The sequence below is a fragment of the Sphingomonas sp. genome (assembly GCF_035714405.1).
Taxonomy (GTDB): domain Bacteria; phylum Pseudomonadota; class Alphaproteobacteria; order Sphingomonadales; family Sphingomonadaceae; genus Sphingomonas.
Window position 1 is genome coordinate 711,894 of the sequence record NZ_DASTMA010000018.1, and the last position, 19,731, is coordinate 731,624.

At 66.9% G+C, this 19,731-nt stretch carries 26 protein-coding genes and 1 tRNA gene; 7 read left to right on the forward strand and 20 right to left on the reverse strand.

The genetic code is table 11. The annotated features are described in order from the left end of the window. From VFQ64_RS10255 to thiE, 14 genes are all read right to left on the reverse strand, one after another. Positions 1-642 (reverse strand): hypothetical protein, encoded by a 642-nt coding sequence (locus VFQ64_RS10255; RefSeq protein WP_325103186.1) that lies wholly within the window; start codon positions 640-642, stop codon positions 1-3. Continuing rightward, on the reverse strand, positions 639-1,940 hold the full coding sequence (gene nuoF / locus VFQ64_RS10260) for an NADH-quinone oxidoreductase subunit NuoF (protein ID WP_325103187.1): 1,302 nt from the start codon (positions 1,938-1,940) through the stop codon (positions 639-641). The genes VFQ64_RS10255 and nuoF overlap by 4 nt, the downstream gene beginning before the upstream one ends. Positions 1,941-2,081: 141 nt before the next feature. Then, positions 2,082-2,750 carry an NAD(P)H-dependent oxidoreductase subunit E gene (locus VFQ64_RS10265; protein ID WP_325103188.1) on the reverse strand — a complete coding sequence of 223 codons (669 nt, stop codon included), beginning with the start codon at positions 2,748-2,750 and terminating at the stop codon, positions 2,082-2,084. 231 nt (positions 2,751-2,981) lie between these two features. Further along, positions 2,982-4,196: an NADH-quinone oxidoreductase subunit D gene (locus tag VFQ64_RS10270; RefSeq protein ID WP_325103440.1), complete on the reverse strand. Its 1,215-nt coding sequence runs from the start codon at positions 4,194-4,196 to the stop codon at positions 2,982-2,984. Between the two features lie 74 nt (positions 4,197-4,270). Beyond that, a complete protein-coding gene (locus tag VFQ64_RS10275; RefSeq protein WP_325103189.1) occupies positions 4,271-5,110 on the reverse strand; it encodes an NADH-quinone oxidoreductase subunit C in 840 nt (279 codons plus the stop codon). Beyond that, positions 5,107-5,646, reverse strand: coding sequence for an NADH-quinone oxidoreductase subunit B family protein (locus tag VFQ64_RS10280; RefSeq protein WP_325103190.1), 540 nt, complete (start codon positions 5,644-5,646; stop codon positions 5,107-5,109). Before VFQ64_RS10280 ends, VFQ64_RS10275 begins: the two co-directional genes overlap by 4 nt. Positions 5,647-5,663: 17 nt before the next feature. After that, positions 5,664-6,038 carry an NADH-quinone oxidoreductase subunit A gene (locus VFQ64_RS10285; protein ID WP_325103191.1) on the reverse strand — a complete coding sequence of 125 codons (375 nt, stop codon included), beginning with the start codon at positions 6,036-6,038 and terminating at the stop codon, positions 5,664-5,666. A 116-nt stretch (positions 6,039-6,154) separates the two neighbouring features. Further along, complete coding sequence (locus VFQ64_RS10290; protein WP_325103192.1) at positions 6,155-6,967, reverse strand: inositol monophosphatase family protein; 813 nt, start codon at positions 6,965-6,967, stop codon at positions 6,155-6,157. 257 nt (positions 6,968-7,224) lie between these two features. Continuing rightward, positions 7,225-7,788, reverse strand: coding sequence for an elongation factor P (gene efp / locus VFQ64_RS10295; protein WP_325103193.1), 564 nt, complete (start codon positions 7,786-7,788; stop codon positions 7,225-7,227). Next, positions 7,739-8,008, reverse strand: a complete 270-nt coding sequence (locus tag VFQ64_RS15560; RefSeq protein WP_349256031.1) for a type II toxin-antitoxin system HicA family toxin — start codon at positions 8,006-8,008, stop codon at positions 7,739-7,741. The genes efp and VFQ64_RS15560 overlap by 50 nt, the downstream gene beginning before the upstream one ends. Further along, the gene (locus tag VFQ64_RS10300; RefSeq protein WP_325103194.1) at positions 7,911-8,306 is read right to left on the reverse strand and encodes a DUF1902 domain-containing protein; all 396 of its coding nucleotides are present in this window, start codon (positions 8,304-8,306) and stop codon (positions 7,911-7,913) included. The genes VFQ64_RS15560 and VFQ64_RS10300 overlap by 98 nt, the downstream gene beginning before the upstream one ends. A gap of 24 nt (positions 8,307-8,330) precedes the next feature. Next, complete coding sequence (locus tag VFQ64_RS10305) at positions 8,331-8,918, reverse strand: M23 family metallopeptidase (protein WP_325103195.1); 588 nt, start codon at positions 8,916-8,918, stop codon at positions 8,331-8,333. 66 nt (positions 8,919-8,984) lie between these two features. Beyond that, a complete protein-coding gene (locus tag VFQ64_RS10310) occupies positions 8,985-10,019 on the reverse strand; it encodes a L,D-transpeptidase family protein (RefSeq protein WP_325103196.1) in 1,035 nt (344 codons plus the stop codon). A 56-nt stretch (positions 10,020-10,075) separates the two neighbouring features. Next, entirely contained in the window at positions 10,076-10,777 is a 702-nt protein-coding gene (thiE, locus tag VFQ64_RS10315; RefSeq protein ID WP_325103197.1) for a thiamine phosphate synthase, read from the reverse strand. On the opposite strand from thiE, the gene VFQ64_RS10320 reads away from it, so the two are divergent. Both VFQ64_RS10320 and VFQ64_RS10325 read left to right on the forward strand, forming a co-directional pair. After that, on the forward strand, positions 10,776-11,522 hold the full coding sequence (locus VFQ64_RS10320; RefSeq protein ID WP_325103198.1) for a DUF72 domain-containing protein: 747 nt from the start codon (positions 10,776-10,778) through the stop codon (positions 11,520-11,522). The two genes, thiE and VFQ64_RS10320, sit on opposite strands and share 2 nt — an antisense overlap. A gap of 40 nt (positions 11,523-11,562) precedes the next feature. Continuing rightward, the gene (locus tag VFQ64_RS10325; protein ID WP_325103199.1) at positions 11,563-11,922 is read left to right on the forward strand and encodes a hypothetical protein; all 360 of its coding nucleotides are present in this window, start codon (positions 11,563-11,565) and stop codon (positions 11,920-11,922) included. Here VFQ64_RS10325 and VFQ64_RS10330 read toward each other — a convergent pair. Continuing rightward, positions 11,912-12,571 (reverse strand): O-methyltransferase, encoded by a 660-nt coding sequence (locus VFQ64_RS10330; protein WP_325103200.1) that lies wholly within the window; start codon positions 12,569-12,571, stop codon positions 11,912-11,914. The two genes, VFQ64_RS10325 and VFQ64_RS10330, sit on opposite strands and share 11 nt — an antisense overlap. A gap of 89 nt (positions 12,572-12,660) precedes the next feature. After that, positions 12,661-13,569 carry a class I fructose-bisphosphate aldolase gene (locus tag VFQ64_RS10335; protein WP_325103201.1) on the reverse strand — a complete coding sequence of 303 codons (909 nt, stop codon included), beginning with the start codon at positions 13,567-13,569 and terminating at the stop codon, positions 12,661-12,663. A gap of 63 nt (positions 13,570-13,632) precedes the next feature. Between VFQ64_RS10335 and VFQ64_RS10340 the strand changes: the two genes are divergently transcribed. Beyond that, a complete protein-coding gene (locus tag VFQ64_RS10340) occupies positions 13,633-14,286 on the forward strand; it encodes a TlpA disulfide reductase family protein (protein ID WP_325103202.1) in 654 nt (217 codons plus the stop codon). On the opposite strand, the gene VFQ64_RS10345 is transcribed toward VFQ64_RS10340, so the two are convergent. Both VFQ64_RS10345 and gap read right to left on the reverse strand, forming a co-directional pair. After that, positions 14,174-15,361, reverse strand: a complete 1,188-nt coding sequence (locus VFQ64_RS10345) for a phosphoglycerate kinase (RefSeq protein WP_325103203.1) — start codon at positions 15,359-15,361, stop codon at positions 14,174-14,176. The two genes, VFQ64_RS10340 and VFQ64_RS10345, sit on opposite strands and share 113 nt — an antisense overlap. Before the next feature lie 137 nt (positions 15,362-15,498). Further along, positions 15,499-16,506, reverse strand: coding sequence for a type I glyceraldehyde-3-phosphate dehydrogenase (gene gap / locus VFQ64_RS10350; RefSeq protein ID WP_325103204.1), 1,008 nt, complete (start codon positions 16,504-16,506; stop codon positions 15,499-15,501). Between the two features lie 164 nt (positions 16,507-16,670). On the opposite strand from gap, the gene VFQ64_RS10355 reads away from it, so the two are divergent. From VFQ64_RS10355 to VFQ64_RS10375, 4 genes are all read left to right on the forward strand, one after another. After that, positions 16,671-16,850, forward strand: a complete 180-nt coding sequence (locus tag VFQ64_RS10355) for a hypothetical protein (RefSeq protein WP_325103205.1) — start codon at positions 16,671-16,673, stop codon at positions 16,848-16,850. Then, complete coding sequence (locus tag VFQ64_RS10360; RefSeq protein ID WP_325103206.1) at positions 16,850-17,155, forward strand: cell division protein ZapA; 306 nt, start codon at positions 16,850-16,852, stop codon at positions 17,153-17,155. The genes VFQ64_RS10355 and VFQ64_RS10360 overlap by 1 nt, the downstream gene beginning before the upstream one ends. A gap of 281 nt (positions 17,156-17,436) precedes the next feature. Beyond that, positions 17,437-17,970, forward strand: a complete 534-nt coding sequence (locus VFQ64_RS10370) for a 5-formyltetrahydrofolate cyclo-ligase (protein WP_325103207.1) — start codon at positions 17,437-17,439, stop codon at positions 17,968-17,970. After that, the gene (locus VFQ64_RS10375) at positions 17,967-18,185 is read left to right on the forward strand and encodes a DUF2842 domain-containing protein (protein ID WP_325103208.1); all 219 of its coding nucleotides are present in this window, start codon (positions 17,967-17,969) and stop codon (positions 18,183-18,185) included. Before VFQ64_RS10370 ends, VFQ64_RS10375 begins: the two co-directional genes overlap by 4 nt. A 216-nt stretch (positions 18,186-18,401) precedes the next feature. Here the strand turns inward: VFQ64_RS10375 and VFQ64_RS10380 are convergent. Together VFQ64_RS10380 and VFQ64_RS10385 are read right to left on the reverse strand one after the other, a co-directional pair. Next, positions 18,402-18,478: transfer RNA gene (locus tag VFQ64_RS10380), tRNA-Asp, on the reverse strand. Between the two features lie 20 nt (positions 18,479-18,498). Next, entirely contained in the window at positions 18,499-19,728 is a 1,230-nt protein-coding gene (locus VFQ64_RS10385; RefSeq protein WP_414712894.1) for an AI-2E family transporter, read from the reverse strand. Between the last annotated feature and the right edge of the window lie 3 nt (positions 19,729-19,731).

Here is a 19,731-nt window from a genome sequence, read left to right on the forward strand (position 1 = left end):
TCAGCCTTTGGCCCGCGCTTGTGCGGCCGTGTAGTACAATGCGGACATCAGATACGGCCGCAGCTCCGAGGCGATGATCCGATAGGACACGCCCACGGGCATGCACTGCATGAGCGTTTCCCCGATCGCAACGATCGCCCCCCGCTCTTCGGCGCTCGCCGGTACGGTCGGGAGCAGGGCCGCCACGCCACGAGGATTGGCGCCCGCCACGCATCGCGCATAGACGGGCCGGAAATACTCGATGAACCGACCATCGCGCCGTTCAGCCGGCAATTTAGAGATCTGCTGTTCCAACGACCCGACATTTGGCTTGAGCGGCGGCGAGCCAGGCAAGGCTTCCGCCGCCTCGCGCATCTGCGGTTCGTCCCGCAGCGCCATCTCAGCGACCTGGCCTCGAAACATGCCGGTCTGCAGGCTGAGCGACCGGCGGCCCGTTATGCAGGCGTTATAAGCGCCCGCGATCACGCTCATGATCCGCTGCTCCTGCTCGCCGCCCGGTTCGGTAGCCAGCAATTCGCGCACCCGGTCCGGCGCGCGTCGGCGCACACAGGTGGCGAACTCCAGGACCGTCTCGCGCTTCGGCTGCGTCGCGGCCGCGGGATCCGCGAACAAAGCGCTCAGGAGAAAGGCGGCAAACATCACTCCGCCGCCTCCATCATCGGGGCGAGATCACCGCCCCGCTCCCTGATCCGCCGCTCAAGCTCCGGCCGGAAATGCTTGATCAGCCCCTGGATCGGCCACGCCGCCGCGTCGCCCAGCGCGCAGATGGTGTGGCCTTCGACCTGCTTGGTCACCTGGTGCAGCGTGTCGATCTCGGAAATGTCGGCGTCGCCCGTGCGCAGCCGCTCCATCACCCGCCACATCCAGCCGGTGCCCTCCCGGCACGGGGTACACTGGCCGCAGCTCTCATGCTTGTAGAAGTAGGACAGCCGACTGATCGCGCGAACGATGTCGGTCGACTTGTCCATGACGATAATGGCCGCCGTGCCGAGGCCGCTGCCGAGCGCCTTCAGCCCGTCGAAGTCCATCGGCGCGTCGATGATCTCGTGCGCGGGCACCAGAGGCACCGACGAACCGCCCGGGATCACCGCCAGCAGATTGTCCCAGCCGCCACGGATACCGCCGCAATGCTTCTCGATCAGTTCGCGGAAGGGGATGCTCATCGCCTCCTCCACCACGCAGGGCTTGTCGACATGGCCGCTGATCTGAAAGAGCTTGGTGCCCTCGTTCTTGGGCGTGCCGATGCCGGCGAACCACGCCCCGCCGCGCCGCAGGATGGTCGGCACCACCGCGATCGACTCGACGTTGTTGACCGTGGTCGGACAGCCATACAGCCCGGCGCCAGCCGGAAAGGGTGGCTTCAGCCGCGGCTGGCCCTTCTTGCCCTCCAGGCTCTCGAGCATCGCGGTCTCTTCGCCGCAGATATACGCGCCCGCGCCACGGTGAACGAAGACGTCGAAGTCATAGCCGGAACCCGCCGCGTTCTTGCCCACCAGCCCACGGTCATAGGCCTCGGCGACCGCCGCGAACAGCACCTCCGCCTCGCGAATATATTCGCCGCGGATGTAGATATACGCCGCCCGCGCCCGCATCGCGAAGCCGGCGATCAGCGCCCCTTCGATCAGCTTGTGCGGATCGTGGCGGATGATCTCCCGGTCCTTGCAAGAACCGGGCTCGGACTCGTCGGCGTTGATGACCAGGAAGTTCGGCCGGTCCGGCTTGGGCTCCTTGGGCATGAAGCTCCATTTGGTGCCCGTCGGGAACCCGGCGCCGCCCCGCCCGCGCAGGCCGCTCGCTTTGACGATGTCGATGATCGCGTCGGGCCCGCCCGCCAGCAGCGCCTTCGTATTGTCCCAATCCCCCCGCGCGATCGCCGCGTCGAGATTCCAAGGCTGGAACCCGTAAAGGTTGGTGAAGATGCGGTCCTTGTCAGCGAGCATGGTTCGTCCCTGCCCCAATCACACCGTCATGCTGAACTTGTTTCAGCATCCATGCGCATCCGCAGCCGCGCGCCCGACGTCGGCCGTCGCGCATGGACCCTGAAACGAGTTCAGGGTGACGGCGGGCGTTGGTCGAGCCGCTCACGCCCACTCACCCCGATAATCATGGTTCGCGTCGACCATCTCCTTGAGCGTGGTCGGCCCACCTGCCGGGCAGCTGTCCCGCCGTCCGGTCTGCGACCCGGCCTCGGGCATCTCACCACGCGCGAGCATCTCCAGCACCCGTGTTGTGCGGTCGTAGTCCAGGTCCTCGAAATTATTGTCATTGATCTGCACCATCGGCGCGTTGGCGCACGCACCCAGGCACTCGACCTCGGTCAGCGTGAACAGCCCGTCAGGCGTGGTCTTGCCCTTGCTCAGCCCGTGGTTCTTGCAGGCCGCGAGCACGTCGTCGGAGCCTGCCAGCAGGCACGGCGTCGTTCCGCACACCTGCACGTGATAGCGCCCGACCGGCGCCAGATTGTACATGGTGTAGAAAGTCGCGACCTCGAACACGCGCATGTACGATACGCCGATCTGCCGCGCGACGAACTCGATGACCGGCACCGGCAGCCACCCTTGCGTCTGCGTCTCCGCCCCCACCTGCCGCTGCGCAAGGTCGAGCAACGGCAGACACGCCGACTGCTCGCGCCCCGCCGGATAGCGACCGAGGATCTCGTTCGCCTTGCGCTGATTGTCCTCGCTCCAAGCGAAGCCGCCCCACCGCGCGCGGGTCTCGCCCTCGTCGGGGATGGTTGCTGCTTCAGCCATTGCTTGCACCGCGGGCTGACCCTCGCGCCGCCGCCATCATCTGAACCACAGCTACAATCCCAAAGACCACGAATGCGACAATGGCATAGGCAGGAGGTCTGCCATCACCACCCCCCGCTACGATCCAGTAACCCCATACAAGCCAAGCCGGCAGACCTACGAACCATGTCAGCCGCTTGACCGATTGCGGGAGCAAGTCCCAATAGAAGCTCCCAGTGCTGGACGGCCACCTCACCGGTCACACTCCCCAAACACGATGTCCATCGCCCCGAGGATCGCCGTCGTGTCCGCCAACATGTGCCCGCGGCTCATGAAGTCCATCGCCTGCAGATGGCTGAATGCGGTCGGCCTGATCTTGCACCGATACGGCTTGTTGCTGCCGTCGCTGACCAGATACACGCCGAACTCTCCCTTGGGGCTTTCGGTCGCGACATAGACCTCGCCCGCGGGGACGTGAAAGCCTTCGGTGAAAAGCTTGAAGTGGTGGATCAGCGACTCCATCGAACGCTTCATCTCGCCCCGTTTCGGCGGCGCTACCTTGTGGTCCAGCGTCATGACGGGCCCTTCAGGCATCTCCGCCAGGCACTGCTTCATGATCCTGGCCGACTGACGACATTCCTCCACCCGGATCATGAACCGGTCATAGCAGTCGCCGCGCGTACCCACCGGCACATCGAAATTCATACGCGCATAGACGTCATAGGGCTGCGACTTGCGCAGGTCCCACGGCAGTCCTGCCGCGCGGATCATCGGGCCGGAGAAACCCCAGGCGATTGCGTCCTCGCGGCTCACCGTCGCGATGTCGACGTTGCGCTGCTTGAAGATGCGGTTGTCCGCGACCAGGCTGATCGCGTCCTCGAAGAGTTGCGGAAAACGGGTCTCGAGCCAGTCCGCGATATCCGTCAGCAGCTTCAGCGGCACGTCGCCATGGACGCCGCCGGGACGGAAGTAGTTGGCGTGCATTCGCGCGCCGGACGCGCGTTCGTAGAACTGCATGATGTCCTCACGCAACTCGAACAGCCACAGGTTCGGCGTCATCGCACCGACGTCCATGACATGGCTGCCCAGATTGAGCATGTGGTTCTTGATCCGCGTCAGCTCCGCGAAGAACACACGCAGATACTGCGCCCGCAGGGGCACCTCCAGGTCGAGCAGCTTCTCGATCGCGAGCACGAAGGTGTGCTCCATGCACATCGGCGAGCAATAATCGAGCCTGTCGAAATACGGGATCGACTGAAGATAGGTCTTATGCTCGATAAACTTCTCGGTGCCGCGATGGAGCAGGCCGACATGCGGGTCGATCCGCTCGACGATCTCGCCGTCCAGCTCCATCACCAGCCGCAGTACCCCATGCGCCGCCGGATGCTGCGGTCCGAAGTTGATCGTGTAGTTGGTGATGGTGACGTCGCCCTCGGGCGAATTCGCCGCCGTCTTCTCGCCCAGCAGCTCGGCGAGGTAGGGATCAACCACGGTGGTCGCGGGCGCCGGCAGATCGGCGGGCGCGGTGATGGCTTCGGCGTTCACTGGTTCTGCCCCTGTCCCTTGGACGGGATTACGTCCGGATCGACCGGCTTTTCGCTCGGCTGATTGCCCGGGGTCGCGTCGTTGCCCGCAGGCGTCCGGCCGGCGGCGTAGCGTCCGTCAGTGCCGGCGGGCGCGATCGACGGCGTACGGGCAGCATCGGCCTTTGCCACCTGATCGGCGGTGGCGGGCGTATAGCCCCCCTTGGCCTCCGGCAGCGCCGCCTTCTCGTCACCCGGCAGCTGGTACGCCGGCCCTTCCCACGGTGACATGAAGTCGAAGCTGCGCAAGTCCTGCGAAAGTCTCACCGGCTCGTACACGACCCGCTTATGCTCTTCGCTGTAGCGCACTTCGGTGTAACCGGTCAGCGGGAAGTCCTTGCGCAGCGGATGTCCCGAAAACCCATAATCCGTGAGAATGCGCCTGAGGTCCCGGTTGCCCTCAAACAGCACACCGTAAAGGTCATAGATCTCTCGCTCCAGCCACCCCGCCACCGGCCACAGCGCTGTCACGGAGGGGACCGGCGTCGCCTCGTCCGTCGAGACATGCACCTGAACGCGATGGTTGCGGGTCAGCGACAGTAGGCAATACACGCACTCGAACCGCTCGGGCCGCTCGGGCCAGTCGACGCCAGCGATCTCCATCAGCTGCTGATAGGCCAGCCCCGGCGTGTCCCGCAGCGTCCGCAGCGTCTCGGTCAGAGAGTCGCGCGCGACGAACAACTGCACCTCGCCGACCCGCGCCCGCGCGTCGAGCAGCGCCGGCCCGAGCGCCGCCCGCGCCGCCTCGATCGTCGCGTCGTTCAGATCCACCGCATAAGCCGGCGCCGGCGATCTCACCGCTCGATGCTCCCGCTCCGCCGGATCTTCCGCTGCAGCTGCATGATACCGTACAAGAGCGCCTCGGCGGTCGGTGGGCAGCCGGGCACATAGATGTCGACCGGCACCACCCGATCGCACCCGCGCACCACCGAATAGCTGTAATGGTAATAGCCGCCGCCATTGGCGCAGCTGCCCATCGAGATGACGTACTTCGGCTCCGACATCTGATCGTAGACGCGGCGCAGCGCCGGGGCCATCTTGTTGCACAGCGTGCCCGCGACGATCATCACATCCGACTGGCGCGGGGATGCGCGCGGCGCGGCGCCGAACCGCTCCAGGTCATAACGCGGCATGTTGACATGGATCATCTCGACCGCGCAGCAGGCGAGGCCGAAGGTCATCCACCACAGGCTGCCGGTGCGCGCCCACTGGAACAGGTCCTCGGTCGAGGTGACCAGGAAGCCCTTGTCGTTCAGCTCGCCGTTAAGGCCATCGAAGAATGTCTGGTCGGGTGGAACTACCGATGCGTCCGACGCCGGACGCAGCAGCTCCACCGGACCGCTGTGCGGCGCTATTCCCAATCCAACGCTCCCTTCTTCCACGCATAGACGAGGCCCAGCGCCAGCTCGCCGATGAAGATCATCATCGCGATCCACGCGGTCCAGCCGAGCGAAAAAACGCTTACCGCCCAGGGATATAGGAACGCCGCTTCGAGATCGAAGATGATGAACAGGATCGCGACCAGATAAAATCGCACGTCGAACTGACTGCGCGGATCCTCGAACGCGGGGAAGCCGCACTCGTACTCGGACAGCTTCTCGGGCGTCGGCTTGTGTGCGCCGGTGAACCGCGCGGCGACCATCGGCAGGAACACGAACGCGCTCGACAGCACCAGGGCGACGCCCAGGAACAGGAGGATCGGCAAATATTGCGACAGGTCGACCAACAGGCTTCTCGCAGGTGCGAACGGAACGGGGTCGCCTTAGGCCCGCGGGGGTGGAGGGGCAAGGCAAAGGCGCGGCTTTTTCCCTCCGCCACCCGGCCTAAAGCCGGGAGGACAACCTACCGCAGCGCCCCCGCGACCAGCTTGTGCAGCTTGGAATGCAGCCCGTCATTGGCCGCCAGAAACTCGTTGCGCTCCATCGCCCGGTCGCCGCCACGAAAATCGGTGACATAACCGCCCGCTTCCCGGATCAGCAGCAACCCCGCCGCGACGTCCCACGGTTTGAGGTCCGATTCCCAGAACCCGTCATACCGCCCCGCCGCCACCCAGGCGAGATCGAGCGCCGCCGAGCCGAAGCGCCGGATGCCCGCCACCTGTGGCGCGACAGCACCGAAGATGCGGCTCCACTGCGCGAAGTCGCCATGCCCCATGAACGGGATGCCGGTCGCGATCAGCGCCTCCGACATCTCGCGACGCGACGATACCCGCAGCCGCTGGTCGGTCAGCCACGCGCCCCTGCCCTTCTCCGCCCAGAAGCTCTCGTCGGTCAGCGGCTGATAGATCAGCGCGCTGGTGATCTCGCGCTTGCCGTTGGGCAGCGTCTCCTCGACCGCGATCGAGATCGCGAAGTGCGGGATGCCGTGCAGGAAGTTGCTGGTGCCATCCAGCGGATCGACGATGAAGCGCGGCTTCGACGGGTCGCCCGCGACCTCGCCGCGCTCCTCCATCAGCATCCCCCAGTCGGGGCGGCCGTGCGACAGCTCCTCGAAGATCGTCTGCTCGGCGCGCTTGTCCGCCATGCTGACGAAGTCGGCGGGCCCCTTGCGGCTGACCTGCAGCTGCTGGACCTCGTTGAAGTCCCGCCGCAACCGGGGCCCCGCCTTGCGGCAGGCGCGCTCCATGACGGTGAGTAGGCCGGAATGACTGGGCATCTATCTACCTTGTGAAGCGAGTCTCATCGCCAGTCCGCGTAGTTCGGATCGGGCGGGCAGTTTAATCATACCCTGATCGCCGTGCCGCAGCATCAACTCCACCACGGCATCAATGACGTCTTGATACGCTGGGTCGCCTTCGTGGCGTGCGATCAGGTCATCTAGTTCATAGCCGTTGCCAGCGTTCGTCAGGTGTCGGAAGAGATAGGCCGACGGCGTTGGCGGCGCGGGGAACAGCCATTGCCACCAACGCCTGATCAATCCGCTCGCCTCACATAAGTCTGCTCGTAGACATCCACTACGATCCGCGTGCCAGCGCCGATATGCGGCGGCACCATCACGCGCACCCCGTTCTCCAGCAGCGCCGGCTTGTACGAAGACGACGCCGTCTGCCCTTTCACCACCGCATCCGCCTCCACGATCAGCGCCTCGATCGTACTCGGCAGCTCGACCGAGATCGGCCGCTCGTCATACAGCTCCAGCACCACGTCCATGCCGTCCTGCAGGAACGCCGCCGCGTCGCCCAGGATGCCCGCATCGAGCGTGATCTGCTCGTAATTGTCCTTGTCCATGAAGGTCAGCGCGTCGCCGTCCTTGAACAGGAACTGGAAATCCTTGGTGTCGAGCCGCACTCGCTCGACGCTCTCGGCGGAGCGAAAGCGGACGTTGTTCTTGCGTCCGTCGATCAGGTTCTTCAGCTCGACCTGCATGTACGCGCCACCCTTGCCGGGCTGGGTGTGCTGGATCTTCACCGCGCGCCAAATGCCGCCTTCATATTCGATGATGTTGCCCGGACGAATGTCCACGCCGCTGATCTTCATGGGGCCAAGCCTGTTTGGAAAGAGCCGGGAGCCGGAGCTCCGATGCCGGTGCGTTTAGCGAAACGGGTTCAATCTGCCAAGAAGGCGTCCACGTCGATCCCGGATGGACCGCAAACGTGCCCTCAAGTATGTCGCCGGAATGGCGAGGCACGATCGTCGTTCGCCGGGTGGCGTCGTTCGTCCAATCTTCGTGGCTGCCGCGCTGCCTCCCGCTCGGCACGAAGCCGACGGCGCGCAAGCGGCGGGTCACATCGCGATAGCTGAACCCAGCGAGGCGCCCCATTCATGCCGCTGCTTGTAGCGAAGACCGAAAGTTGAGGGTACACCGGCTTGCCGATCACGCCACCCCACCTGCGCTCTTCGCGAAGCTCATCAAGCATCTCGACAAGCTCAGGCACCAACTTGATCAGCTCGTCGAACGTGTCCGCCTCGCCCACAAGGCCCTGGACGTCACCGGACGTCGCAAGATAGACGCCCTCCGGCAGGTACTCGACGTCCATATTCAGGACCCGGTTCAAGCATGGCACAGATTGCCTGCCCTGTCACCGCCTCACCAGCAGCGGGTAAGGGTTCACGTCCGCCCCCTGATACCATTTCTGCTCCGGCGCCAGCCGGGCGACACTGAAGTGGAGGTGGAACTTGCCGCCGCTGCCTTCCCCCGTGTCGCCGACATAGCCGAGCACGTCGCCCGCCTCGACTTTCATCCCTTCGCGCACGCCGGGCGCATATTGCTGCAGGTGCGCATAGTAGAAGGTCCAGCCGCCATCGGGCGATCGCTGGTACAGCGTCGTCCCGCCCAAACGGCTCTGGAACAGCTTCTCGATCGTGCCGGACGCGGTAGCGATCACCGCGGTTCCCGGCGGTGCCATGATGTCGATGCCCTTGTGCCCGCGTCCACCGCCGCGCGGGTCGCCCCAGCTGTCGGACAGCTGGATCCCCGTCACCTCCGCGACCGGAATGATGAGCCGGGGCACCTCGCCGCCCCGCCAGGGCTCGGCGGGCGGCAAGGCGTTGGGCGCGACAACGACCCGCGCGGCCGGCGGCTTACCGCGTCCAAACGACAGCATGGAGGCGAACAGGCCCGCCACCAGCAGGATCGCTCCCAGCACCACCCAGCCGACCTTGGTCATCCCACCTACGCGCTAAGCCACAACATGGATCAGCATCGCGCGCAGGCGGGGAAAGTCAACCGGAGGTCACGCCTGGAACACCACCGGGATGCCGTTCTTGACCATCAGCGCCACCCGCGCGGCGTCCCAATTGGTCAGCCGGACGCAGCCGTTCGACTGCGCGCGCCCGATCTGGCGCGGCTCGGCGGTGCCATGGATGCCGTAATGCTCTTTCGACAGGTCGATCCAGACCACGCCGACCGGGCTGTTGGGCCCGGGCGGGATCACCTGTGCCTGCTTGGTGTCGGGCACCTTCTTCAGGATCAGCGGGTTGAACTTCCAGTCGGGCAGCGGCGAGATGTGCAGCACCTTCCAATTGCCCAGCGGCAACGGGTCGCGCGCCGATCCCATCGTCGCCTGGAACTGCCCGACCAGCTTGTCGTTCGCGTCGAGCACCCGCAGCACGGCGTCGGACTTGTCGACGACGATCTTCGCGCCCTTGGGCTGGCGTGCATCGACGTTGAGATTGGTCAGCGTCTGGCGCCACTCCGGCTTCATCTCGCCTTGATAGTCGCGGCTGGTCGGCAGCGCGTTGGGGAAGGTCACGAGCTGACCGGGTGCGAGGCGGGTCTGCGGCGAGTTGAGCGCGATCAGTACCTCGGGCGTGGTGTGGAACATCTCAGCCAGCTTCTCCAGCGGCGAGCGATAGGCCATCGCCGGCAGCTTCGCCTGCTCCGCCTCGTCCTTGGGGATGGGGTTGATGAACGGCCCCGCCAGCGCTGCCTGGGTGAGGCGCAGCTGCTTGGTCGGCCGCCAGCCGGCGTACTGCTTCAACGCTCCCAGCGTGCGGGGGTCCATCTTCCCTGTCTCCGGCAGGCCACGGCTCTCCTGGAAGCCCTTCAGCGCCGCCGTCAGCGACATGCCCGGACGCCCGTCGAGGATCCCGGGCCCGAAGCCGAGATGGTCGAGAATGACCTGGACGTGCAGTATGTTGCGATCGATCGCCTCGCCTGTGTTGGCAGCCGCCTTCGCCGCGGGCTGGGGGGGCTGCTGCGCGGTCACGGCCACGCCGCCTGCCATCGCCAGACCTGCCGCCAGGTTCGCGAGCAACAATTTCGCCATGTCGAATACCCTTATCTACCGTTACGCTGCGAGGCAGAACGGACAGGCGGCGACTTCTATCCCTTGAGCGACATCAACCTTTCAAAGGCCGCCACCGCCCGCGCTTCGCCGTCGGAATGCGCCCAAACCCCTGCGCTCACCGCCAGGAAGTCCGCACCCGCGGCGATCAGCGGCGCTGCATTTGCGGGTGTGATCCCGCCGATCGCCACCGACGGCAGCTCGAACATCGTCGCCCACCAGGCGAGGATCGCCGGCTCCGCCAGGTGCTTCACCGCCTTGGTCGTGGTCGGATGGAAGCTCCCGAACGCGACATAGTCCGCGCCCGCCTCTCCCGCCTCCATAGCCAGGTGGCGGCTGGCATGGCAGGTCACCCCGATCTGCACCGCCGGGCCGAGCACCGCCCGCGCGTCCCTGGGATCGCCGTCATCTTGCCCCAGATGCACCCCGTCCGCGCCCAGCCGCTTGGCCAGGCTGACCGAGTCGTTGACGATGAACGCCACCTCCCGCTCGGCGCAGATTGCCTGCAGCGGCTCAGCGAGCCGCGCTGCCTCATGCTGATCGATATCCTTCACTCGGAACTGGAACGCCGCCACCGGCCCGGCATCGAGCGCGCGCGCGAGCCGATCGGGGAAGTCGCCGCCGACGTTGAGCGGCGAGATCAGGTACAGCTGACACGCCGGCCGCCGCTGATCGCGCACGAAGCGGTCCGCGAAACCCTCCAGCGCGTTGAGACCCAGATCGTCCTCGGAATCGTCCATGTCACCCATCTCTGCTTCCATCCGTATCGGCTGCTCCGGCTGGGTCTATCGTCACTGGCGCGAGGCCTTGTATCCCGCGAAGCTGCCGGTCAACCGCTGGTTCGCCTACTATGCCGACGAGTTCGACACGGTAGAGATCAACAACAGCTTCTACAGCCTCCCCACCGCGCAGGCATTCGCCGGCTGGCGCGAGCAGGCGCCGCCCGGCTTCCGCTACGCCGTCAAGGCTAACCGCTTCCTGACCCAGGCCAAGAAGCTGCTCGACTGCGAGGAGCCGCTGCAACGGATGCTGGCGCCGATGCGTGAACTCGGCACAGCACTCGGCCCCGTGCTGTTCCAGCTACCGCCCCGCTTCCGCCTCAACCGCGACCGGCTCGAAACCTTCCTGCGCCTTTTACCCGGGGACATCGTGCCCGTGTTCGAGTTCCGCGAACCCAGCTGGCACGAGCCAGCTGTCCTCGATCTGCTGGCCGCGCACGGCGCCAGCTATTGCGTCCACGACCTGCCGGGCCTCGCCACGCCGCGCTGGGCGACAGGGCCGGTCACCTATGTCCGCTTTCACGGCGGCGAGGGCAAATATTGGGGCCGTTACCCCGACGAGGCGCTACTCGACTGGGCGGGGTGGCTGGTCGAGCAAGCCCGCGAAGGCCGGCAGGTCTGGGCCTATTTCAACAACGACATCCACGCTGATGCAATCCATGACGCGCGGACGCTGAAAGCGATGGTGCGACAGCTCGCGCAATAGGGTTCATCGCGCGCTCAGCCCCCGGGTCGGATGGGGAGCCATGCGTATTCTCCTCCTCCCGCTAGCGCTCGCCGCCTGCGCCACCCTCCCGCCGGCGACCGGCCCGGTGCACCTCGACCAGCCGCAGCGTGTCGGCCGTTTCGTGGTCACGCCGCTGGCGGTGGAGGAGGACAGCCGCTGCCCGATGAACGCCCGCTGCGTCCGGGCGGGCCGCACGGTCGTGCGCGTCGCGATCACCGATGGCCGGGAGCGTTTGGAGCGCAAGCTGGTGCTGGGCGAACCGGCGTCACCGGGCCTGGTTCTCGACAGCGTCACACCGGAGAGGATGGCGGGTGCCGACGCCCCGCCCGTGGACTATCGCTTCCACTTCTCGCCGGCAGAGCTGCCCGTTAGCCGGTAACCACCGCCAGCACGAACCCGTCCCACTTCTTCGCGCCCACCGTCTGCACCGCCGTCGCAGTCAGCCGCGGCTCGGCGGCGATTGCGTCGAACAGCGCGCGTGTTCCCTGGATGCGCTCATCCGCGCTGTCGGCGTCGAGTACCCCGCCCTCACGCACCACATTGTCGACGACAATCGTTGCGCCGGGCCGGCTCAGCCGCAGCGCCTCGCGCAAATAGGTGACGTTGGAAGGCTTGTCGGCATCGATGAAGACGAGGTCGAACTGGCCGGAAAGCGTGGCGAGCGTCTCGGCCGCCGGGCCAACGACCACCTCCACCTTGTCGGCCAGCCCGGCCCGCGCGAGGTTCGCCCGCGCCACCGCGGCATGATGGGGCTCCAACTCTAGCGTCACCAGCCTGCCCTCGTCCGGCAGCGCCCGCGCGAGCTCGATCGTCGAATAGCCGCCGAGCGTTCCCACCTCCAGGATCCGCCTTGCGCCCGCCATCCGCGCCAACAGGTGCAGCATCCGTCCCTGCGCCGGCGACACGTCGATGTCCGGCAGCCCGGCAGCCGCGTTGGCCGCCAACGTCGCCGCCAGCACCGCGTCCGCGCCGAGCAACCGATCGGCGATGTAATCGTCCACCGCCGCCCAGTCCGGATCGAGGATCATCGTCCGCTCGACCATCAGCCGCGCGGGTCCCGCAGCGTCACGAGCGTGGCGCCCGCCAGCAGCGAACGGCGGTCGATCACCCCTCGCCCCTATTCTTCATTCTTGTAGATCGCCACCAGCTTGTCGAGCATCGCCAGCGCCTCGCCACGCTCGCGCTGGAAGGTGTTGCGGCCGATGATCGAGCCGTTGCCGCCGCCGTCGCGGATATCGCGCGCGTCCTGGTACACCGCGTCCGCACCCTTGGCCGCGCCGCCCGAGAACACCACGATCCGACGACCCGCGAAGCTCGACTGGACAACATGACGGACACGGTCCGCCTGCTTCGACCAGTCCGACCCTTCGTAGGACTTCTTGGCGTCGCCCTGCTCGATATGGTTCGACGGCAGCTTGACCTTGATGATGTGCGCGCCGAGCAGCGCCGCCATGTGCGCGGCATAGGCCCCGACATCCAGCGCCAGCTCGCCTTCCTTCGACAGCTTGCCCCCGCGCGGATAGCTCCAGATCACAGTTGCCAGCCCGTAAGCCTTGGCCTCGGCCGACAACTCCGCGATCTGCTGCATCGATTCAAAGATCGTGTCCGAACCGGGATAGATGGTGAAGCCGATCGCGGCGCAGCCCAGCCGCACCGCGTCGTCGACGCTAGCGGTCAGCGCCTGGTGCACCGTCGTTGCCCAACTGTTCGAGCTGTTGACCTTGAGGATCGTCGGGATCTGCCCCGCGAAGGTGTCGGCGCCCGCCTCCAGCATACCAAGCGGCGCGGCATAGGCGCTCAACCCGGCGTCGATCGCCATCTGGTAGTGGTAGTGCGGATCATAGGCCGGCGGGTTGATCGCGAACGACCGCGCCGGGCCATGCTCGAAGCCCTGGTCGACCGGCAGGATGATGAGCTTGCCCGTTCCGCCCAGCCGCCCCTGCATCAGGATGCGCGCGAGGTTCGCCTTCACCGCCGGCGAGGTCGCTTCATACTTGTCGAGAATGGCTTTGACGGCGGGGGTCATGGTTGCTCCTGAAGTCGCAATGATGCGCGCTGATACCCACGGGGGCGGTGTGCAACAAGGCGCTTGACCCGCTTCCGGTCGCGCCGCAGCCTGTTCAAAAAGGGACGCTTCTTCAAACACGCTCTGCTCAGGCTCACCAGCCTGCCGATCGCGCTGCTGCTGCTCGGCGCGGCGAGCGAACCGAAGGTCGGTCAGATGGCGCCGGACGCGGAGATCACCGTGGTCGACGGCACCAAGCTGAAGCTCTCGGAGCTGAAGGGCGAGGTCGTGGTGCTCAACTTCTGGGCGACTTGGTGTGCGCCGTGCAAGAAGGAGCTGCCGCTGCTCGACACCTATTACAAGATTCAGAAGAAGCGCGGCCTGCGCGTCTTCGCCGTCACCACGGAGGGCTCGATCCCGCTGTTCCGGCTGAAGAAGGTGCTGGCGATGCTGACCATCGACTCGGCAAAGAAGATCTCGGGTCCCTATGGCAGGGTCACCGCGGTGCCGACCAACTACATCATCGATCGCTCGGGGCGGCTGCGTTACGGCAAGGCATCGGCGCTCGATCTCGACGATCTCAACCCCGAGCTGGTGCCGCTGCGCTGGAGCCTCGGCCGACGACTTAGCGCGTCAACGCCGCCACGCCGGGCAGGTCCTTGCCTTCCATCCACTCGAGAAACGCGCCGCCGGCGGTGCTCACGAACGAGAAGCTGTCCGCCACCCCCGCCTGGTTGAGCGCCGCCACCGTGTCGCCGCCGCCTGCGACCGACACCAGCGACCCGTCCTGCGTCAGCGCCGCCGCCGTTCGCGCCAGCGCCACCGTCGCGGTATCGAAGGGCGGCGTCTCGAACGCGCCGAGCGGGCCGTTCCAGACCAGCGTACGGCAGTTCTTGAGCACGTCGCCCAGCGCCTCGGTCGCGGCCGGACCGATGTCGAGGATCATCTCGTCGGCGGCGACCTCATGGACGTTGACCGTGCGGGTCGCAGGGTTCGCGCGGAACTCGGTCGCGACCACCACGTCATAGGGCAGGTGGACGGTGCAGCCCGCGCGGTCCGCCGCCGCGAGGATCGCCTCGGCGGTGCCTGCCAGATCATGCTCGCACAGCGACTGGCCGACATTCACCCCGCGCGCGGCGAGGAAGGTGTTGGCCATGCCGCCGCCAATAATCAGGTGATCGACGCGCGCGACCAGATGCTGAAGCACGTCGAGCTTGGTCGACACCTTGGCGCCGCCCACCACCGCGGCGACCGGGTGCTCGGGGTTGCCCAGCGCCTTGTCGAGGGCATCCAACTCCGCCTCCATCTGCCGCCCGGCGAACGCCGGCAGCACATGCGCCAGCCCCTCCGTCGAGGCATGCGCCCGGTGCGCGGCGGAGAAGGCGTCGTTGACGTACAGTTCGCCCAGCGCCGCGAACCGCGCCACCGTGGCGGGGTCGTTGCGCTCCTCGCCGCCGAAGAAGCGCGTATTCTCCAGCAGCGCGATGTCGCCAGGCTGCAGCGTCGCGACGTTCGCCGCGTCACCTTCCCAGTCGATGTACCGTACCGGCCGGCCCAGCACCTGCTCGTACGGCTTGGTCAGCAGCGCGGTGGACAGGTCTGGCGTCGGCACCTTGGGCCGGCCGAAATGCGCCAGGATCAGCACGATCGCGCCACGATCGGCGAGCTCCGTCACCGTCGGCAGCGTCGCGCGCAGGCGGGTGTCGTCGGTGGGCCGCCCCTCGGCCATCGGCACGTTCATGTCCTCGCGCACCAGCACACGCTTGCCATGGACCTCACCGATGTCGTCGAGCGTCTTGAAGGATCGGGTCATGCAAAAGCATCCTGCGCAAGAACTCCCCTCCCGCTTGCGGGAGGGGTTGGGGAAGGGGATGTCGCCATACGCCACGCGGGGGCGCCACGCGGGCGAACAAGCCCTCCCCTAGCCCCTCCCGCAAGCGGGAGGGGAACTCAGATGAACTTCGCCATCGCCGTCGCGGTGTCGACCATGCGGTTCGAGAAGCCCCACTCATTGTCGTACCAGCTGACCACGCGCACCAGCTTGCCGTCCAGCACCGCGGTCTCCAGGCTGTCGACCGTGGACGACGCCGCGGTGTGCATCAGGTCGATCGAGACCAGCGGCTCGTCGGTATAGTCGAGCACCCCCTTCATCTGCCCCTCGGCGGCTGCCTTGAGCAGCGCGTTGATCTCGTCGCGCGTGGTGTCGCGCTTGGGGGTGAAGGTCAGGTCCACCAGGCTGACGTCGGGCACCGGCACGCGGATCGCGGAGCCGTCGAGCTTGCCCTTCAGCTCGGGCAGCACCTCGCCCACCGCGCGCGCGGCGCCTGTGGTGGTCGGGATCATGCTCATCCCCGCGGCGCGCGCGCGGCGCAGGTCGGGGTGAATCTGGTCGAGGATCTTCTGGTCGTTAGTATAGGCGTGGATCGTGGTCATCAGCCCGCGCTCGATGCCGACCGAATCGTTCAAGACCTTGGCGACGGGCGCCAGGCAGTTGGTGGTGCAGCTCGCATTGGAGACGATGCGGTGATCGGCGGTCAGCTTGTCGTGGTTGACGCCGTACACGACCGTCAGGTCGACACCCTTGGCCGGGGCCGACACCAGCACCCGGCTCGCGCCCGCCTCGATATGCTTGCCGGCACTCTCGCGGTCGGTGAAGAAGCCGGTGCATTCCAGCACCATGTCGATGCCCAGCTCCTTGTGCGGCAGCTTGCCCGGATCACGCTCGGCGGTGACGCGAATGTGCTTGCCGTCGACCACCAGGTCCTGCCCCTCGGCATGGACCTTGCCCGGATAGCGGCCATGGACGCTGTCACGGCTGAACAGCCAGGCGTTGGACTTGGCGTCGGCGAGGTCGTTGATCGCGACCAGTTCCAGGTCGCTTCCACCATTCTCCAGCATCGCCCGCGCGACCAGGCGGCCGATGCGCCCGAAGCCGTTGATCGCAACCTTGACCGCCATCGCAATAGTCTCCCGTAACCCGCTGAAGTGTCCGGACCGCTGCTCGGAGCAAGCGCGCGCCGAGGGTAAGGGCGCGTCCGAAGGTGGAAATCGGGGCTGCCTTTGCGGTCGCGACCCGCGCTGTCAACCTTGCCAGCCGGTTCGGTCGATCCTATCGCGGGTCCATGCCCGAAGCACCCGCAGCAGACCGGATCGACGCAGCACTGGCCCGCATCGAGGCGGCGATCGCCGCGCGCGCGGCCGACGGCGACGCGCTCGCCAGGCGCCATGCCGCGTTGAAGGCGCGCATGGCCGAAGCGGTCGCCGCGCTGGACGACGTCATCGCCCGCGGATCGGCCGCCTGATGGCCGAAGTCCTGCTGTCGATCGGCGGCCGCAACCACGCCGTCGCCTGCCGTGACGGCGAGGAGGGCCGCGTCGAGCAACTGGGCCGGATGCTGGCGGAACGCTGGCCGGCCGCCCAACGTGCCGCCGGCGCAAGCACCGAGCGCGCGATGTTCTTCGTGGCACTGATGCTCGCCGACGATCTCGACGAGGCACGCGCCAAGCCGCCGGCGGGCGCCGCCATGAGTGAGGGCTCGCTGGTTCGTGTTGCGGAGCGGCTGGAAAGCCTGGCCGAGACGCTTGAGAAAGCGCCGCCGAGCGCCTAAATGGGGATTGGCGGGTCTGCCCGGTACGAGCCTTTATTATCCCTGAGGCTATTCATCATCCATCGGGGGCTGTCCCTGCCCGGACCCTGGTCCGAAGCACATGGTCCCCACCTGACGTACCGTGCGTCAGTGGATAACCCGGCAAACGGTCTATGGTGGACCCGTCACGCAGTGCGCACGCGCGCAGCGGAGCAGCGCGCGAGACGCGCAAGTGCGGCCGGCGGGAAGCGAAGCGCTCCCGTTCGACGTCCCGGCGCGGCTTTGCCGCGACGTCCCTTCTTGTGACCGACAAACCCGCCGTCCGCGCCCGCCTCCGCGCCCTGCGCGATCAGGCTGCGGGTGACCCCATCCCCGCCTGGCCGCAATTCACCGCCCGCCTCGCACCCGGCCTAGTCGTCGCCAGCTACATCCCCGTGGGTGGCGAAGCCGACCCCGCCCCCTTGGTTGCCGCCGCACTAGCCGCCGACTGCCGTCTCGCCCTCCCCCATGTCACCGGCCGCGAGCATCCGATCCGCTTCCTCTGCTGGGCCGGCGACGCAGCGCTGGTCGCCGGCCCGTTCGGCCTGCGCCAGCCCGCCGCCGACCTGCCCGAGCTCGCCCCCGACATCGTCCTCACCCCCCTGGTCGGCTTCGACCGCCGCGGCCATCGCCTGGGCCAGGGCGCCGGCCACTATGACCGCGCGTTCGCCGCGCATCCTGATGCCTGGCGGATCGGCGTCGCCTGGTCCGTTCAGGAAGTCGAAGCGTTGATCCCCGATCCGTGGGACATGCCGCTGCACGCGATCGCAACCGAGAAGGAGTGGATCACGCCATGATGGATCACGAAGCTCCCACCTGGCGCAAGCCTGCGGGCGCGCTGCTGATCATTGCGCTGATCGTCGTCTGGTGCGTCCTCGTTGCCAGCCTGTCGGGCACGGTCGGCGGCTGGGCCTGGCCGCTGCAAGCGGCGTTCTACCTGGTGACCGGCATCATCTGGATCGCGCCGCTGAAACCGCTGCTTCGGTGGATGGAATTGGGGCGCTGGCGGTAGGTGGACGCGCGCGCCCTCTTGAACGCTTCCCCGGCGAACGCCGGGCCCAGTTGCGGTGAGCCAGGTTTTGGCGTTCGGACTTTGCCACTTTCAAGCCGAATGAAGGGGCGTCGCGGCAGAGCCGCGCCGTGGCGTCGAACGGGACAGCTGCGCTTCCCGCCGGCCGTGCTTGCGCGTCTTGTCGGCTGCTTCGCTGCCGCCATGCGCGCCGCGCAATGGCGCGAGTGACGGGGCTCGAACCCGCGACCTCCGGCGTGACAGGCCGGCGCTCTAACCAACTGAGCTACACCCGCTTGAAGCGTGAGGCGCGGCGTTAGGCAGGCGTCCCTTGTGTGTCAACCGCCGCGGTCGCCGGATCGGGCTCCCCGTCCGCATTCCGGCCCAGTCGCCACCGTCGCCGCCCCTTCTCGCCCTGCACCAGCGCGCCATGTTCGAACAGGAAGCCCGCGATATCCGGCTTGCCCGCCGCGCCCAGCACGGTCTGCAGAATGATCAACAGCGGCACCGCCAGTAAGGCCCCCGCCGTCCCCCACACCCAGCCCCAGAAGCTCAGCGACACCAGGATCATCAACGGGCTGATCGTCAGCCGGTGTCCCACGATATAGGGCGTGACGACATTCGCCTCGATCAGGTGCAGGCCGTACATCACCGCCGGCGCGATCATCGCCACCCAGACGTCGGAAAATGTCATCAGCCCGCCGACCGCGAGCAGCAGCGCCGCGATCACCGCCCCGAAATAGGGGATGTAGTTGAGCAGCGCGACGATACCTCCCCACATCAGCGGCGACGGCATGCCGATCATCCACAGCGCGAACGCCACCGCCCCACCCAGCGCCAGGTTGATGACCGTGATCGTGCCCAGATAGGCGGACACATCGTCGACCACATCCTGGATCACCCGCGCCGTCGCCATCGCGCCGTCGAAGCTGGTCCGGTCGGTGATCGTCTGGCGCCGCATTCCCGTCCAGCCGGAAAGGAAGAAGAACACCACGAGTATCGCGAAGAACACCTGCACGATCACCGTCGGCGCGCTGGTGGCGGCGAACTCCAGCACCGATCGCGGCGGCGCCACCGGCGCGGCGCCGGGCTGTCGCACCGGCGACGACGCGACCTGCCGCAACAGCCGGTTGATCGACTTCTCGAGGCTGGAATACAGGTCGAGCAGCGGCTCCAGATTGCTCTGGATCCGCGTCAGCCGGCTCGGCAGCATCTGGAAAAAGTCGGTCGCGGGCACCACGATCGCCGCGATCGCGATGTTCGCGATTGCAAGGAACAGCAGCACGCACAACAACGCCGCCAAGCCCGACGGCACCCGATGACGCTCCAGCCACTCCAATACCGGCACCAGGGCGACCGCGATCACCAGCGCGGCGGTCAGCGGCATGAAGAACTCGGCGCCGAGCTTGAGCGCGAACGGCATCCCCAAAGCAAGCCCGAGCCCGGCGATCAGCGTCAGCGACGCGAGCAGGCGGTCGCGCCGTTCCGACGTCGCCGCGCCCTCTTCGGCGGGTGGGACGATTGGATACTCTGGCGCGGGTTCGATCAC